14 protein-coding genes are annotated in these 14030 nt (G+C 70.9%); 8 read left to right on the forward strand and 6 right to left on the reverse strand.

Features of this window, described 5'->3' with window-relative positions:
• Positions 1 to 3: 3 nt before the first annotated feature.
• The 3 genes from BN159_RS19685 to BN159_RS19695 are packed head-to-tail and all read right to left on the reverse strand — an operon-like array spanning position 4 to position 2530.
• Positions 4 to 1053, reverse strand: a complete 1050-nt coding sequence (locus tag BN159_RS19685; protein WP_015658744.1) for an AAA family ATPase — start codon at positions 1051 to 1053, stop codon at positions 4 to 6.
• Positions 1050 to 2078, reverse strand: coding sequence for a hypothetical protein (locus tag BN159_RS19690; RefSeq protein WP_015658745.1), 1029 nt, complete (start codon positions 2076 to 2078; stop codon positions 1050 to 1052). The genes BN159_RS19685 and BN159_RS19690 overlap by 4 nt, the downstream gene beginning before the upstream one ends.
• The gene (locus BN159_RS19695) at positions 2075 to 2530 is read right to left on the reverse strand and encodes a hypothetical protein (RefSeq protein ID WP_015658746.1); all 456 of its coding nucleotides are present in this window, start codon (positions 2528 to 2530) and stop codon (positions 2075 to 2077) included. The genes BN159_RS19690 and BN159_RS19695 overlap by 4 nt, the downstream gene beginning before the upstream one ends.
• A 172-nt stretch (positions 2531 to 2702) precedes the next feature.
• Between BN159_RS19695 and radA the strand changes: the two genes are divergently transcribed.
• Both radA and disA read left to right on the forward strand, forming a co-directional pair.
• Positions 2703 to 4112, forward strand: coding sequence for a DNA repair protein RadA (gene radA, locus BN159_RS19700; RefSeq protein WP_015658747.1), 1410 nt, complete (start codon positions 2703 to 2705; stop codon positions 4110 to 4112).
• A gap of 81 nt (positions 4113 to 4193) precedes the next feature.
• Positions 4194 to 5318, forward strand: coding sequence for a DNA integrity scanning diadenylate cyclase DisA (gene disA, locus BN159_RS19705; protein WP_015658748.1), 1125 nt, complete (start codon positions 4194 to 4196; stop codon positions 5316 to 5318).
• 54 nt (positions 5319 to 5372) lie between these two features.
• Here the strand turns inward: disA and BN159_RS19710 are convergent, their stop codons facing one another.
• Positions 5373 to 6191: a hypothetical protein gene (locus BN159_RS19710; protein WP_015658749.1), complete on the reverse strand. Its 819-nt coding sequence runs from the start codon at positions 6189 to 6191 to the stop codon at positions 5373 to 5375.
• Positions 6192 to 6487: 296 nt separating this feature from the next.
• Here BN159_RS19710 and BN159_RS19715 point away from each other — a divergent pair, with 296 nt between their 5' ends.
• From BN159_RS19715 to cseC, 5 genes are all read left to right on the forward strand, one after another.
• Positions 6488 to 7420 carry an HhH-GPD family protein gene (locus BN159_RS19715; protein WP_015658750.1) on the forward strand — a complete coding sequence of 311 codons (933 nt, stop codon included), beginning with the start codon at positions 6488 to 6490 and terminating at the stop codon, positions 7418 to 7420.
• A 228-nt stretch (positions 7421 to 7648) separates the two neighbouring features.
• Positions 7649 to 8188 (forward strand): SigE family RNA polymerase sigma factor, encoded by a 540-nt coding sequence (locus BN159_RS19720; RefSeq protein WP_015658751.1) that lies wholly within the window; start codon positions 7649 to 7651, stop codon positions 8186 to 8188.
• Positions 8176 to 8847, forward strand: a complete 672-nt coding sequence (locus tag BN159_RS19725; protein WP_015658752.1) for a hypothetical protein — start codon at positions 8176 to 8178, stop codon at positions 8845 to 8847. The genes BN159_RS19720 and BN159_RS19725 overlap by 13 nt, the downstream gene beginning before the upstream one ends.
• A gap of 103 nt (positions 8848 to 8950) precedes the next feature.
• Positions 8951 to 9655, forward strand: coding sequence for a two-component system response regulator CseB (gene cseB, locus BN159_RS19730; protein WP_015658753.1), 705 nt, complete (start codon positions 8951 to 8953; stop codon positions 9653 to 9655).
• 20 nt (positions 9656 to 9675) lie between these two features.
• Positions 9676 to 11013, forward strand: coding sequence for a two-component system sensor histidine kinase CseC (cseC, locus tag BN159_RS19735; RefSeq protein WP_015658754.1), 1338 nt, complete (start codon positions 9676 to 9678; stop codon positions 11011 to 11013).
• A gap of 37 nt (positions 11014 to 11050) precedes the next feature.
• On the opposite strand, the gene BN159_RS19740 is transcribed toward cseC, so the two are convergent.
• On the reverse strand, positions 11051 to 12622 hold the full coding sequence (locus BN159_RS19740) for an MDR family MFS transporter (RefSeq protein WP_015658755.1): 1572 nt from the start codon (positions 12620 to 12622) through the stop codon (positions 11051 to 11053).
• Between the two features lie 127 nt (positions 12623 to 12749).
• Between BN159_RS19740 and BN159_RS19745 the strand changes: the two genes are divergently transcribed.
• On the forward strand, positions 12750 to 13346 hold the full coding sequence (locus BN159_RS19745) for a TetR/AcrR family transcriptional regulator (protein ID WP_041819562.1): 597 nt from the start codon (positions 12750 to 12752) through the stop codon (positions 13344 to 13346).
• 12 nt (positions 13347 to 13358) lie between these two features.
• Here the strand turns inward: BN159_RS19745 and BN159_RS19750 are convergent, their stop codons facing one another.
• The gene (locus BN159_RS19750) at positions 13359 to 14006 is read right to left on the reverse strand and encodes a M23 family metallopeptidase (protein WP_015658757.1); all 648 of its coding nucleotides are present in this window, start codon (positions 14004 to 14006) and stop codon (positions 13359 to 13361) included.
• Between the last annotated feature and the right edge of the window lie 24 nt (positions 14007 to 14030).

A 14030-nucleotide genomic window follows, 5' to 3' on the forward strand; every position in this document is an offset into this window, starting at 1 on the left:
GGATCAGCCCCGGACGCCCGCGAGCAGGTCCCGCACCTGGTCGTCGTCCTCCTCGCCCCACAACGGCAGGGTGCCCGTGTCGCCCCTGCCCCGGCGGTGGAACAGGGCCGATTTCGCCACGTCGTTCAGGTGCTGGACGGTCACGTGCGACGCGCCCTCGATCGCCGCGAGGGCATGGGCGGCGCGCAGCAGGACGATCTCCCCACGGTGACCGGCGAGTTGGAAGCCCTCGGCGAGCACGGCACAGCCGGTGTAGACGACGGGCTCGATCACGACGCCGCCCAGGCGGCCTCGTGCGGCCTCCAGAGCGGCACGTTTGTCGGCGTCGGCCTGGAGTGCCTCGGCCATGAACTGCGAGGACGGGTCACCGCGTTCGGTCTCGAATCTGAGCACCGTCTCGACGATGCGCTGACGCTGCCTCGCCTCGGACTCGGACTCGACCGCGGCCACGAGCCCGAAGCGGTCCAGCAGTTGGGGCCGCAGCCCGCCCTCGTCCGGGTTCATGGTCCCGACCAGGGTGAACTCCACGTGCTGCGTCTGTTCCGAGCGGTGGTCGCGTTCCAGGGCGAGGATGCCGGTCGAGGCCGCGTCCAGGATGATGTTGACCAGGTAGTCGTCGAGCAGGTTGATCTCGTCGACGTACAGCATGCGGGCCTTGGACTGCGAAGCCCGCACCAGCAGACCGTCGGACTTGTGGGTGTTGCCCCGCATGAGTTCCTTGATCTTCCAGCCGCCCAGCACCCGGTCGTCGGTCGCGCCGATCGGCATGGTCACGGGCAGGCCGCCCACCGCCATCTTGGTGAAGGCACGCACGGTGGTCGTCTTCGCCGTGCCGCGCTGCCCGGTGGCGAGCACACCTCCGACAGCCGGACAGACATACGCGATCTCCAGCGCGGTGCGCAGCTCCTCCTGGCCGACGATCAGTGAGTACGGCAGGACGGTCGCCAGGGCAGCCGCCTCCTGGGCGGCCTCGCGTTCCCACTCCTCGGCGTACTCGGTGTCCTCCTGGGCCGGGTGGCCGTGGTCGTCCCGCACGTCGTCCGTGTCCGTCATGGCTGTCCCTGTCCGCCGGTGGTGCCCTGGTCCTGAGGCGTGGTGTAGCGGAAGCCGGGCGGCAGGGGCACGCCCTGGCGCCACAGGTCGCACCACGCGGCCGCGGTCCTGCGTTCCTCGTCGGGCTCCTCGGGCACCGGTGCGCGCAGGGCCTCCAGCAGCGCGAACCGGTGCAGGTCGAAGGCGACGTTCAGGGACTCGCCGTAGGCCATGGCCGCCCGCACCGCTCCGCGGTAGGCCACCCACGACACGGCCAGCGGCAGGAGCGCCAGCGTCAGCCACCAGCCGGTCCGCGCCAAGGCGGCGGCCGCGATCAGGGCGGTGACCAAGGTGGTCACCGCCATCCTGGCCGCGGCGTCCATGGTGTCCCGGCGGTCGTCGACGACCGCCCGGACCGGCTCCCCCAGCACCGCGTACAGGCGCGGCCACGCCACCACGGCGTCGTATCCGAACGAGCGCCCCGCGGTGTCCTCGGCGGCGGCAAGGGCGTTGCCCAGCGCGGTGGGCCGGATCAGGTGGTCGCGCAGCGGATAGCGCCGACGCAGTTCGTCGGCGGCCACTCCAGCGCGCTGTACGACCTCCGGCGCGACGGGGACGGACTGCGTCCAGACACCGGAGGGACCGGGCGGGACGGGGACGACGGCGGGCAGTTCGGTCCGCCGCTCCCAGGCCTGCTTCTTGCGCAACTGTCGCCCGCGGATCCAGCGGGCCCGGGTGAGCCACTCGGGCCAGGCGCCCTCCAGCAGCCGGACGACGGAGGTCTGGAGCGGGGCCAGCAGGACGGCGACGAGGGTGACGCCCAGCACGAGCAGCAATATCTCCCCGACACCCAGAGCGGCGGCCGTCGCCCAGGCTCGGCTGAATCGGAGGGTCCCGTCGACCGGGGGCCGCCAGCCGCGTGCCCCCGCCCAGAACAGCACGAGGAGGAAGAAGGCCGCCGCGTACGTCGGCAGATAGCCCACCAGGAAGAACCGTCGTCCCCCGGCGAGCCCGGCGGGCGGCTGCATCGATGCGCCGAGCTTCACCGCACCAGCTCCATCACTCCGTGGGCGGTGCACCGGGGGAGGTTTCCGGCGTCGTAGTACGCGCGTAACTCGCCTCCGCCGCAGGTCCGGCACACGAACAGCAGGGCCCGGTAGTGCGTCGACACGCCCGGCAGGCCGGCGCGGTCACCGGCCCCCCAGTCCGCGGCGGCGCCGCCCGGGGGCGCCTGGGTTCCTGCCACGCCCAGGGACTCGCGGATGCGCGCACGCGTGCTGATGCCTATGCCGGCGCCGTCGGCGGCTCCGGGGACCCGGATCGCCACGCCCTCGTAGGTGGGATGGTCCCGGAAGAGGGCCGCGATCCGGCGGGCGAGGGGTGCCACGCGGTCCTGGTGCGGATCCGCGTCGACGGCGACGTCATACGTGGTCAGTCCGGGATCGACGAGTCCGCCGTACAGTTCCCGCGCCAAGGCGGCCAAGTCGTCGTCCGGCACCGGCCCACCCTCCTGCCCCCGCGGCGCGGCCACGCCACCACATGCCCTTCGTGGTGTTCGGTAAGCGCCGATTGTACGGAGATCCAACCGGGCGGGAAGGCCTGTTGCCCCAACTTCCCACGCTGTCCCGGGGCTCGGCGGGCTTGTCAGTGGCCCGCGTTACGGTGTGCGCATGGCTGCCCGTACGAAGACCGCCAAGGAGCGTCCGTCCTACCGCTGCACCGAGTGCGGCTGGCAGACGGCCAAGTGGCTCGGTCGGTGCCCCGAGTGTCAGGCCTGGGGGACGATCGAGGAGTACGGCGCGCCCGCGGTCCGTACGACGGCGCCGGGGCGTGTCACGACGTCCGCGCTGCCCATCGGCCAGGTCGACGGACGGCAGGCCACCGCCCGCCCCACCGGAGTGCCCGAGCTGGACCGCGTCCTCGGTGGCGGCCTCGTGCCCGGCGCCGTGGTGCTGCTCGCGGGCGAACCCGGCGTCGGCAAGTCCACGCTGCTGCTGGACGTCGCGGCCAAGTCGGCCAGTGACGAGCACCGCACCCTCTATGTGACCGGCGAGGAGTCGGCGAGCCAGGTGCGGCTGCGCGCCGACCGCATCAAGGCCCTCGACGATCATCTGTACCTCGCCGCCGAGACGGATCTGGCGGCCGTGCTCGGCCACTTGGACGCGGTCAAGCCGTCCCTGCTGATCCTCGACTCCGTGCAGACGGTCGCCTCACCGGAGATCGACGGCGCCCCCGGCGGCATGGCGCAGGTGCGGGAGGTCGCGGGCGCGCTGATCCGGGCCTCCAAGGACCGCGGGATGTCCACGCTGCTCGTGGGCCATGTCACCAAGGACGGCGCCATCGCGGGCCCCCGCCTGCTGGAGCACCTCGTGGACGTCGTCCTGCACTTCGAGGGCGACCGGCACGCGCGCCTGCGCCTGGTGCGCGGCGTCAAGAACCGCTACGGCGCGACCGACGAGGTCGGCTGCTTCGAACTGCACGACGAGGGCATTACGGGCCTTGCCGACCCGAGCGGACTTTTCCTGACCCGTCGTGACGAACCGGTCCCCGGCACCTGTCTGACGGTCACCCTGGAGGGCCGCCGCCCGCTCGTCGCCGAAGTGCAGGCGCTCACCGTCGACTCGCAGATCCCCTCCCCGCGCCGCACCACCTCCGGACTGGAGACCTCCCGGGTGTCGATGATGCTCGCGGTCCTGGAGCAGCGGGGCCGGATCAGCGCGCTCGGCAAGCGGGACATCTACTCCGCGACGGTCGGCGGAGTGAAGCTCTCCGAGCCCGCCGCGGACCTCGCCATCGCCCTCGCGCTGGCCAGCGCCGCCAGCGACACCCCGCTGCCCAAGAACCTCGTCGCGATCGGCGAGGTGGGCCTCGCCGGCGAGGTCAGACGGGTCACGGGCGTGCAGCGACGGCTCGCCGAAGCGCACCGGCTGGGCTTCACGCACGCGCTCGTGCCGGGCGATCCCGGCAAGATCCCTCCCGGTATGAAGGTGCTGGAAGTCGCGGACATAGGGGACGCTCTCCGGGTCCTTCCGCGCTCGCGTCGCCGAGAGGCCCCACGGGACGAGGAGGACCGCCGGTAGACTTTGCCCTGGTCTCGCCCGTCCGTACGAACCGAGTGTGCGAAACGGGAGCGCCCCAGAACCTGCGACCGGAGGAGTGCAGTGGCAGCCAACGACCGGGCAGCAGCTCCCGGAAAGTCCGGTGGGAGCTCCGGTGCCGATGGCCTGATGCGCGCCTCACTGAGCGCCGTGGCACCCGGCACGGCCCTGCGCGACGGCCTTGAGCGGATCCTCCGCGGCAACACCGGAGGACTCATCGTGCTGGGCTCCGACAAGACCGTCGAGGCCATGTGCACGGGCGGATTCGTGCTGGACGTCGAGTTCACGGCGACCCGGCTGCGGGAGCTGTGCAAGCTCGACGGCGGCATCGTGGTCTCCTCGGACCTGTCGAAGATCCTGCGCGCGGGCGTGCAGCTGGTGCCGGATCCGACGATCCCGACGGAGGAGACGGGCACCCGGCACCGTACGGCGGACCGGGTCAGCAAGCAGGTCGGATTCCCGGTCGTCTCCGTGTCCCAGTCGATGCGGCTGATCGCGCTGTACGTCGACGGTCAGCGCCGGGTCCTGGAGGACTCGGCCGCGATCCTCTCCCGCGCGAACCAGGCCCTCGCGACCCTGGAGCGGTACAAGCTGCGGCTGGACGAGGTCGCGGGAACGTTGTCAGCGCTGGAGATCGAGGACCTGGTGACGGTCCGGGACGTCTCCGCGGTGGCGCAGCGTCTTGAGATGGTCCGGCGGATCGCCACCGAGATCGCCGAGTACGTGGTGGAGCTGGGCACCGACGGGCGGCTCCTCGCGCTTCAGCTGGACGAGCTGATCGCGGGCGTCGAGCCCGAGAGGGAGCTGGTCGTACGGGACTACGTGCCCGAGCCGACGGCGAAGCGGTCCCGTACGGTCGAGGAGGCGCTGTACGAGCTGGACGCACTGAGCCATGCGGAGCTGCTGGAACTGCCTACCGTGGCACGGGCGTTGGGGTACACCGGGTCTCCTGAGGCGCTGGACTCCGCGGTGTCGCCGCGCGGGTTCCGGCTGCTGGCGAAGGTGCCGCGGCTGCCCGGGGCCATCATCGACCGGCTGGTGGAGCACTTCGGCGGGCTCCAGAAGCTGCTCGCCGCGAGTGTGGACGATCTCCAGACGGTGGACGGGGTCGGCGAGGCCCGGGCACGGAGCGTGCGCGAGGGGCTGTCGCGGCTGGCGGAGTCCTCGATTCTGGAGCGGTACGTCTAGCTGTCGCGGGGGGTGGGCGCAGGCTGGGCGCCTGGCCCCTGCCCCCTAGTCCTTCTAGTCCTTCTCCAGTACGAACGACGTCTGCGCCTTCGCGAAGCCCGGAGTGGTCGCCTCGACCAGGTACGTGCCCGCCCCTGCCGAACCCGCCGGAGGCGTCGCGCACTCGGGGGCGCTCGGCTTGCGGTCCCACTTGACCGTGTAGGTGACGCTGCTGTCGGCCGCCACCCGGAAGATCAGGTTGCCCGCCGTCTTGGGGCAGTGCTCCGAGGACCAGTAGTCCTCGTCGCTGTCGGCCTGAGTGATCGTCAGGACCGCGTTCTTCGGGCCGAGATCGACCTTGCAGTCGCCGCCGGAGGAGTTGGTCGCGGTGAGTTCCAGCGTGGGGGTCTCACCGGGGTCGTAGGTGTTACGGGCGCTGCGGACCGTCAACTTCACCGCGCTCGCAGTGCAGTTGGGCAGCGAGGAGCCCGCCGGAAGCGTGTCGCCCGCGCCGACCCCCGTACCGCCGGCGGAGCCGCCACCGGCGCTTCCCTCGGCCCCCGAGCCGCCGGAACCGGCGCCGTCGTCGGTCCCGGAGCCGTCACCGGAGCCCGAACCCGCCGTGTCCCCCGAGCCGCCGTCCTCCGACTCGTCGCGCCCGCCCGGCGCCTGGCTGATCGCCGGACCGGAGCCGGAGGGCCCCGGTGTGATGGTCGACGGCGCGGGATTCTTGCCGTTGGACCCGTTGGCGCCGTTCTTGCCGCCCCCTCCGCCCGAGGCGAGCACCCACGCGATCAGCAGCGCCAACAGGGCTAGTACGGACAGCAGTACGGCCCTCCGTCGCCAGTAGATGGAGGAGGGAAGCGGCCCGACCGGATTGCGCAGAGATCCCACGGCGCAAACTGTACGAGAGATCGGCGGGTTCGCTTGCCCTACCCGCCGCCCTGGGCCACAACTTTTCCGGATCATCATCCCGGAGAGCCGCCGCGACCGGCGGGGAACTCCACGCCGGGGCCCGTCCGTTGATGAGAACGACGGTCGTGCCGCCCGGCCTCCTCGCGACTCCGCCCAGCGGTACGGCCGTCCCGGCCCGGTCCGCTTCCCGGCGAACCCGCGGAGCAGGTCCCGTACCCCCATGGGGTGGCGGTCCCCCCGTGCCCCCGTCCCCGCATGGCAGGATCGGTAGGGCCATGACTGCGCCCACAGAGTCCGAAGCCCGCCCCGAGCCCCTAGGCGGCGAGGCGTCCCGCGGAGAGCCGCTGCACGCCCCCGTCATCGACTGGTTCGACGACCACGCCCGCGATCTGCCCTGGCGGCGGCCGGAGGCCGGACCATGGGGGGTGATGGTCAGCGAGTTCATGCTCCAGCAGACCCCGGTGAACCGGGTCCTGCCCGTCTACGAACAGTGGCTGGCCCGCTGGCCGCGCCCCGCCGGCCTCGCCGAGGAGGCACCCGGCGAGGCCGTCCGGGCCTGGGGACGGCTCGGCTATCCCCGCCGCGCACTGCGGCTGCACGGCGCCGCGGTGGCGATAACGGAACGGCACGGCGGTGACGTACCGACCGATCACGCGCAACTGCTCGCGCTGCCCGGCATCGGGGAGTACACCGCCGCGGCGGTCGCCTCCTTCGCGTACGGGCAGCGGCATCCGGTGCTCGACACCAACGTCCGCCGGGTGTTCGCGCGAGCGGTGACCGGGGTGCGGTACCCGCCGAACGCGACCACCGCCGCCGAGCGCAAGCTGGCCCGCGCGCTGCTGCCCGAGGACGAGCCGACGGCCGCGCGCTGGGCCGCCGCCTCCATGGAGCTGGGCGCGCTGGTGTGCACGGCGAAGAACGAGTCGTGCCACCGCTGTCCGATCGCCGCGCAGTGCGCCTGGCGCGTTGCGGGCAAGCCGGAGCACGAAGGTCCGCCGCGCCGCGGCCAGACCTACGCCGGCACCGACCGCCAGGTCCGCGGCAAGCTGCTCGCCGTACTGCGGGAGGCGCACGCGCCCGTGCCGCAGGCGGCCCTCGACCGGGTGTGGCACGAGCCGGTGCAGCGCGCCCGCGCGCTGGACGGACTGGTCTCGGACGGACTGGTCGAGCCACTGCCCGGTGGTCTGTATCGGCTGCCCGCGAACTGATCTGTATCTGTCGGCCGCTAACCGAGTCGCACGCCAAATCACCCCATAGTCCCGCCATTTGGTGCGCCGCTTTACCCCGTTCCTACTTCCGTTACACAACCGACGGACAGCCGATTGCCAGCCGCAGGCTGCTTCGGACAGCGCCGTGACAACGCCTCCGTAGCTTCATTTCCGTGCCCGACGGGGTGGCACGGAACGAAGAAAAACGGGGAATCGGAGGCGGTCAACATGGCGCAGGGCGAGGTGCTCGAATTCGAGGAGTACGTCCGCACCCGGCAGGACGCGCTGCTGCGCAGCGCGCGTCGGCTGGTGCCGGACCCCGTGGACGCCCAGGACCTCCTCCAGACGGCGCTGGTACGGACGTACGGCCGCTGGGAGACCATCGAGGACAAGCGGCTCGCGGACGCCTATCTGCGCCGGGTCATGATCAACACCCGGACCGAGTGGTGGCGGGCCCGCAAGCTGGAGGAGGTCCCGACCGAGCAGCTCCCGGACGCCTCGGTCGACGACTCCACCGAGCAGCACGCGGACCGCGCCCTGCTGATGGACATCATGAAGGTGCTCGCCCCCAAGCAGCGGAGTGTCGTCGTGCTGCGACACTGGGAGCAGATGTCCACGGAGGAGACGGCCGCCGCCCTCGGCATGTCGGCCGGAACGGTCAAGAGCACGCTGCACCGGGCGCTCGCCCGGCTCCGCGAGGAGCTGGAGAGCCGCGATCTGGACGCACGCGCGCTGGAGCGTGAGGAGCGGGAGCGGTGCGCGGCCTAGCCAGTGCGGCCACGGAGACGACCAGGGCACGGGGAACCTCGCAGGCGGTGATCACGGCGGTGGCCGTGTTCACCGCCCTCGCCCTTTTCGTGTCCGCCTGCGCGACCGGCGGCACCGGCGCCCGCGACGAGGGCCCGGCGCACGACGAGTCGGTGGCGGGCGCCGCCGTGGCACCGACGGCGTCCCCGGCGCCCTCGTCGAGCGGCCGCCCCGGGCAGGCCGAGGTGGTCCGGCTGATCCAGGCGGATCCGCTGGTGTCGACCGAGGTCAAGCGCGATCTCAAGCCGTGCGCCGCCGACGACTACGCCATTGACACCTCCTACGGCGACCTCACCGGCGGCACCGCCGAGGATGTCGTCGTCAACGTCCTGACCTGCGGAGACGGCGTCGGGGTGGGCTCGTATGTGTACCGCGAGCAGAACGGCTCGTACGAGAATGTCTTCCAGGCCGAGGAGCCGCCGGTCTACGCACAGATCGACCGCGGCGATCTGGTGGTGAGCAAACAGGTGTACGAGAAGGGCGACCCGGTGTCGAACCCGTCCGGCGAGAACGTGATCACGTACCGCTGGAACGGGAGCCGCTTCGCCCAGGAGTACTTCTGGCACAACGACTACGGCACGGTCGTCGAGGACACGCCCTCGCCGGTGCCGGAGGCCTGAGCACCGCCGGAGGCTCGACCGCCGTCGAAGTGAACCGATCGGGCCCCTCCATCCGATCTCTTGTAGGACGCCCACCACCACCCAGAGGACTGAGAGCACCGGGATGGCAGACCAGACCCACGTTCTGTTCGTCGAGGACGACGACGTCATCCGCGAGGCCACCCAGCTCGCCCTGGAGCGGGACGGTTTCGCCGTCACCGCCATGCCCGACGGGCTGTCGGGCCTGGAGGCGTTCCGCGCGGACCGGCCCGACATCGCCCTGCTCGACGTGATGGTCCCCGGTCTGGACGGGGTCAGCCTGTGCCGCCGGATCCGGGACGAGTCGACCGTGCCGGTGATCATGCTGTCGGCGCGGGCGGACTCCATCGACGTGGTGCTGGGCCTGGAGGCGGGCGCCGACGACTACGTGACCAAGCCGTTCGACGGTGCCGTGCTGGTCGCCCGGATCCGGGCGGTGCTGCGCCGCTTCGGACACGCGAGCGGCGGCGCGCAGGCCGAGGAGGCGGGGGCGGCGGCGAACGGCGGGGTGCTGACCTTCGGCGAACTGGAGATCGACACCGAGGGGATGGAGGTGCGCCGGGCGGGCTCGCCGGTGGCACTCACCCCGACCGAGATGCGGCTGCTGCTGGAGTTCTCCTCCGCGCCGGGCACGGTGCTCTCCCGGGACAAGCTCCTGGAGCGGGTGTGGGACTACGGCTGGGGCGGTGACACCCGGGTCGTCGACGTCCATGTGCAGCGGCTGCGTACGAAGATCGGCCAGGACCGGATCGAGACGGTCCGTGGCTTCGGCTACAAGCTCAAGGCCTGAGCGGGGCGGGGCAGCGGGACATGCGGGGGATCTCCTGGCGCCGTGCGGATCTGCGCGCGGCCGATATCCGTACCGGTCTGAAGTGGAAGCTCAGCGCGGCCATCGCGATGGTCGGCGCGCTGGTGGCCGTCGCGCTCAGTCTGGTCGTGCACAACGCCGCGCGGGTGTCGATGCTGGACAACGCGCGGGATCTGGCCGATGAGCGCATCCAGATCGCGCAGCGCAACTACGAGTTGTCCGGGCGGCCGAACTTCCCGAACGTCAAGGTCGACGACCAGGATCTGCCGGAGCCGCTGCGGGACAAGGTCCGCCAGGGGCGGCGGGCGACGTACGTCACCGACTCGGCGGGCGGCGGGCCGGACATATGGGCGGCCGTGCCCGTACAGGACGGGCGGGTGCTGTCGCTGCACTCCGGATTCACCGACCGCAGCACCGACATCCTCAAGGACCTCGACCAGGCCCTGGTGATCGGCTCCATCGCGGTCGTCCTCGGCGGCAGCGCGATCGGGGTGCTGATCGGCGGGCAGATGTCACGCCGGCTGCGCAAGGCGGCGGTCGCCGCCGGGCAGGTGGCCAAGGGGGAGACGGACGTCCGGGTGCGGGACGCGATCGGCGGGGTCGTGCGGGACGAGACCGACGATCTGGCGCGGGCGGTGGACGCGATGGCGGACGCGCTGCAACAACGGCTTGAGGCGGAACGGCGAGTCACCGCCGACATCGCGCACGAGCTGCGTACGCCGGTGACCGGGCTGCTGACCGCGGCGGAGCTGTTGCCTCCGGGGCGGCCGACCGAGCTGGTGCTGGACCGGGCGAAGGCCATGCGCACGCTGGTGGAGGACGTCCTGGAGGTGGCCCGGCTCGACGGTGCCTCGGAACGGGCGGAGCTTCAGGACATCCTGCTGGGCGAGTTCATCGTGCGGCGGGTGGCGGCGAAGGATCCGGACGTCGAGGTGCGGGTCGTCCATGAGTCGGAGGTCACGACGGATCCTCGGCGGCTGGAGCGGGTGCTGTTCAATCTGCTGGCCAATGCCGCGCGGCACGGGAAGCCGCCGGTCGAGGTGAGTGTCGAGGGGCGGGTCATTCGGGTCCGGGACCATGGGCCCGGGTTTCCGGAGGCGCTTCTCGCGGAGGGGCCCAGCCGGTTCCGGACCGGGAGTGCGGATCGGGCTGGGCGGGGGCATGGGTTGGGGCTGACCATTGCCGCCGGTCAGGCGCGCGTCTTGGGCGCGCGCCTGACGTTTCGGAATGTGCGGCCCGCGGGGGCTCCGGAGGGGGTTCCTGCGGAGGGGGCGGTGGCGGTGCTGTGGCTTCCGGAGCATGCGCCGACCAATACCGGGAGTTATCCGATGCTTCCGTAACTCCCCGCGCCCCTTTGGGGAGTTCTCCCGCCCGTAGTTACACCGTTTCCGCCACCGACGCCTGCGGAGTCGCCGCCTTCTCCTCCTTCGGGCCCGCCCCCTTCAGCGGGACCTCCTTCACGAACACCGCGGCGATGAGCGAGACGACCGCCACTGCCGCTCCGAGCAGGAACGCGGAGTGCGTGCCCGCGGAGACCGCGTGCTGGTAGGCCTCCCGCGCCGCCTCGGGCAGCTTCGCCAGGCTCGCCGCGTCCAGTTGGGCGGACTGCTCGGTGACCTTGGAGCCGAGCGACCCGGCGCGTTCGGCCATGACGTCCTGGACGCGGTTGTTGAAGAGCGCGCCCATGATCGCGACGCCGAAGGAGGAGCCGAGGGTGCGGAAGAGGGTGGTGGAGGAGGACGCCACGCCCATGTCCTTCATCTCCACGCTGTTCTGCGCGACCAGCATGGTGATCTGCATCAGGCAGCCCATGCCGAGTCCGACGACGGCCATGAAGACACCGGAGGTGAAGCGGGAGGTGCCGGTGTCCATCGTCGAGAGCAGGTAGAGGCCGAGGACCATCAGGACGCTGCCGAGGACCGGGAAGACGTAGTAGCGGCCGGAGTTGGTGGTGACCCGGCCCGCGACCATCGAGGTCACCAGCATCGCGCCGAGCATCGGCAGGAGCAGCAGCCCGGAGTTGGTGGCGGAGGCGCCCTGCACGGCCTGCTGGTACAGCGGCAGGAAGAGCGTGGCGCCGAACATCACGAAGCCGGCGATGAAGCCGATGACGGACATCAGCGTGAAGTTGCGGCTGCGGAAGATGTGCAGCGGCACCACCGGCTCGGCGGCCCTGGTCTGCCAGAACACGAACCCGACGAGGGAGGCCACGCCGATGCCGATCAGCTCCATGATCCGCGCGGACGTCCAGGCGTACTCCGTGCCGCCCCAGGTGGTGACCAGCACGGTCGCGGTGATGCCGATGGTCAGCAGACCGGCGCCCAGATAGTCGATCCGCGCCTGCGCCCGCTTCTTCGGCAGATGCAGGACCGCGCTGATGGCGGCCAGGGCGACGACGCCGAGCGGGAGGTTGATGTAGAAGGCCCAGCGCCAGCCCCAGTGGTCGGTGATGGTGCCGCCGACCAGCGGACCTCCGATCATGGCAAGCGCCATGACGCCGGCCATCATGCCCTGGTACTTGCCGCGCTCGCGGGGCGGGATCAGGTCGCCGATGATCGCCATCACACCGACCATGAGTCCGCCGGCGCCGAGGCCCTGCACCGCGCGGAAGCCGATCAGCTGGCCCATGTCCTGGGCCATGCCGCTGAGCGCGGAGCCGATCAGGAACAGCACGATCGAGCTCATGAAGACGCCCTTGCGGCCGTACATGTCGCCGAGCTTGCCCCACAGCGGGGTGGAGGCGGCCGTGGCGAGGGTGTACGCGGTGACGACCCACGAGAGGTGTTCGAGCCCGCCCAGTTCACCCACGATCGTCGGCATCGCCGTACCGATGATCATGTTGTCGAGCATCGCGAGCATCATCGTGATCATGAGCGCGAGAAGCACCACGCGCACGCTCTTGGGCTGTTCCTCCGGTACCGCGTCGTCCGTGGACTGCGTCTGCGCCATGGCTCCCACTCCCCCAGCTACTTACTTGCCGCCCGGCAAGTTGTCTACACTTCAGGAAAGTAGAGGCGTAACTAGCCGGGCGTCAAGTAAGTTTTTGGCAAGCGCGAGGAGTACGAGGATGGGTGGCATGGGCGGCACGGATGGCACCAAGCAGCGGCGCCGCGGTAACACCCGTCAGCGCATCCAGGACGTGGCACTCGAACTCTTCGCCGAGCAGGGGTACGAGAAGACCTCGCTGCGGGAGATCGCCGAGCGCCTGGACGTCACCAAGGCAGCGCTCTACTACCACTTCAAGACCAAGGAAGAGATCATCGTCAGCCTCTTCGAGGACCTGACGAAGCCGATCGAGGAACTGATCGCCTGGGGCCGGGAGCAGCCGAACACCCTGGAGACCAAGCGGGAACTGCTACGGCGCTACGGCGTGGCGCTGACCGAGGCGGAACCCCTGTTCCGCTTCATGCAGGAGAACCAGGCGACCGTACGGGACCTCAGCATCGGCATGATGTTCAAGAACCGCATGAAGGGCATGCGGGAGATCGTCATCGACCCCGACGCCGACCTGGTCGACCAGGTCCGCTGCATCAGCGCCCTGTTCACCATGCACGCCGGGATGTTCGTCTTCCAGGAACTCGCAGGCGACCCCGAGGACAAGCGCGAAGCTGTCCTGGAGGTCGCCATCGATCTGATCACCCAGGCGCACGGCGGCGCCCGGAAGTCTTCTTAGCCGGAAGTCTTCTCAGAGAGACAGGCCCTTGCCGCGCAGGAAGGCGACCGGGTCGACCGCCGAGCCGTAGTTGGCGGTGGTGCGGATCTCGAAGTGCAGGTGCGGGCCGCTGGAGTTGCCGGTGTTGCCGGACAGGGCGACCTTCTGGCCGGTCTTGACGACCTGGCCGACCTTCACCTGGATCTTCGACAGGTGGGCGTACTGCGAGTAGGTGCCGTTGCCGTGCTTGATGACGACGGCGTTGCCGTAGGCGGGGCCGTCACCGGCGCCGTTGCCGCCGGCCTTGACGACGGTGCCGCCGTGCGCGGCGTAGACCTGGGTGCCGCTGGCGACGGCGAAGTCCTGGCCGCTGTGGGTGGACTGCCACATGGCGCCGTTCTGGGCGAAGCTCGCGGACTTCGTGTACTTCTTCACCGGCTTGGCCCAGGAGACGGCCTTCTTGGCCTTCGCGGCCTTGGCGGTCTTGGCGGTCTTCGCGGCGGTCGCGGCCTTGGCGGTGGTCGCGGTCTTGGCGGTGGTGGCGGTCTTGGCGGCGGGCTCCACGGCCGAGGCGACTCCGGCCCCCAGCACGACCGTCGCCCCCAGGGCGGCGGCCACTGCGGCGACGCGGTTGCGGAGCAGGGTCGTACGGGAAGAGCGGACGGAGACGCGCTGGGACATCAGAACCTCGGGGGGTCGGGGACA

Source organism: Streptomyces davaonensis JCM 4913, from assembly GCF_000349325.1.
Taxonomy (GTDB): Bacteria; Actinomycetota; Actinomycetes; order Streptomycetales; family Streptomycetaceae; genus Streptomyces; species Streptomyces davaonensis.

What these genes read in the sequence shown, in the direction of transcription:
- BN159_RS19685 (WP_015658744.1), bottom strand. Translation starts at nt 1,053, where the DNA reads ATGACGGACACGGACGACGTGCGGGACGACCACGGCCACCCGGCCCAG.
- radA (WP_015658747.1), top strand. Translation starts at nt 2,703, where the DNA reads ATGGCTGCCCGTACGAAGACCGCCAAGGAGCGTCCGTCCTACCGCTGC.
- BN159_RS19715 (WP_015658750.1), top strand. Translation starts at nt 6,488, where the DNA reads ATGACTGCGCCCACAGAGTCCGAAGCCCGCCCCGAGCCCCTAGGCGGC.
- BN159_RS19720 (WP_015658751.1), top strand. Translation starts at nt 7,649, where the DNA reads ATGGCGCAGGGCGAGGTGCTCGAATTCGAGGAGTACGTCCGCACCCGG.
- cseB (WP_015658753.1), top strand. Translation starts at nt 8,951, where the DNA reads ATGGCAGACCAGACCCACGTTCTGTTCGTCGAGGACGACGACGTCATC.
- cseC (WP_015658754.1), top strand. Translation starts at nt 9,676, where the DNA reads ATGCGGGGGATCTCCTGGCGCCGTGCGGATCTGCGCGCGGCCGATATC.
- BN159_RS19740 (WP_015658755.1), bottom strand. Translation starts at nt 12,622, where the DNA reads ATGGCGCAGACGCAGTCCACGGACGACGCGGTACCGGAGGAACAGCCC.
- BN159_RS19745 (WP_041819562.1), top strand. Translation starts at nt 12,750, where the DNA reads ATGGGCGGCACGGATGGCACCAAGCAGCGGCGCCGCGGTAACACCCGT.
- BN159_RS19750 (WP_015658757.1), bottom strand. Translation starts at nt 14,006, where the DNA reads ATGTCCCAGCGCGTCTCCGTCCGCTCTTCCCGTACGACCCTGCTCCGC.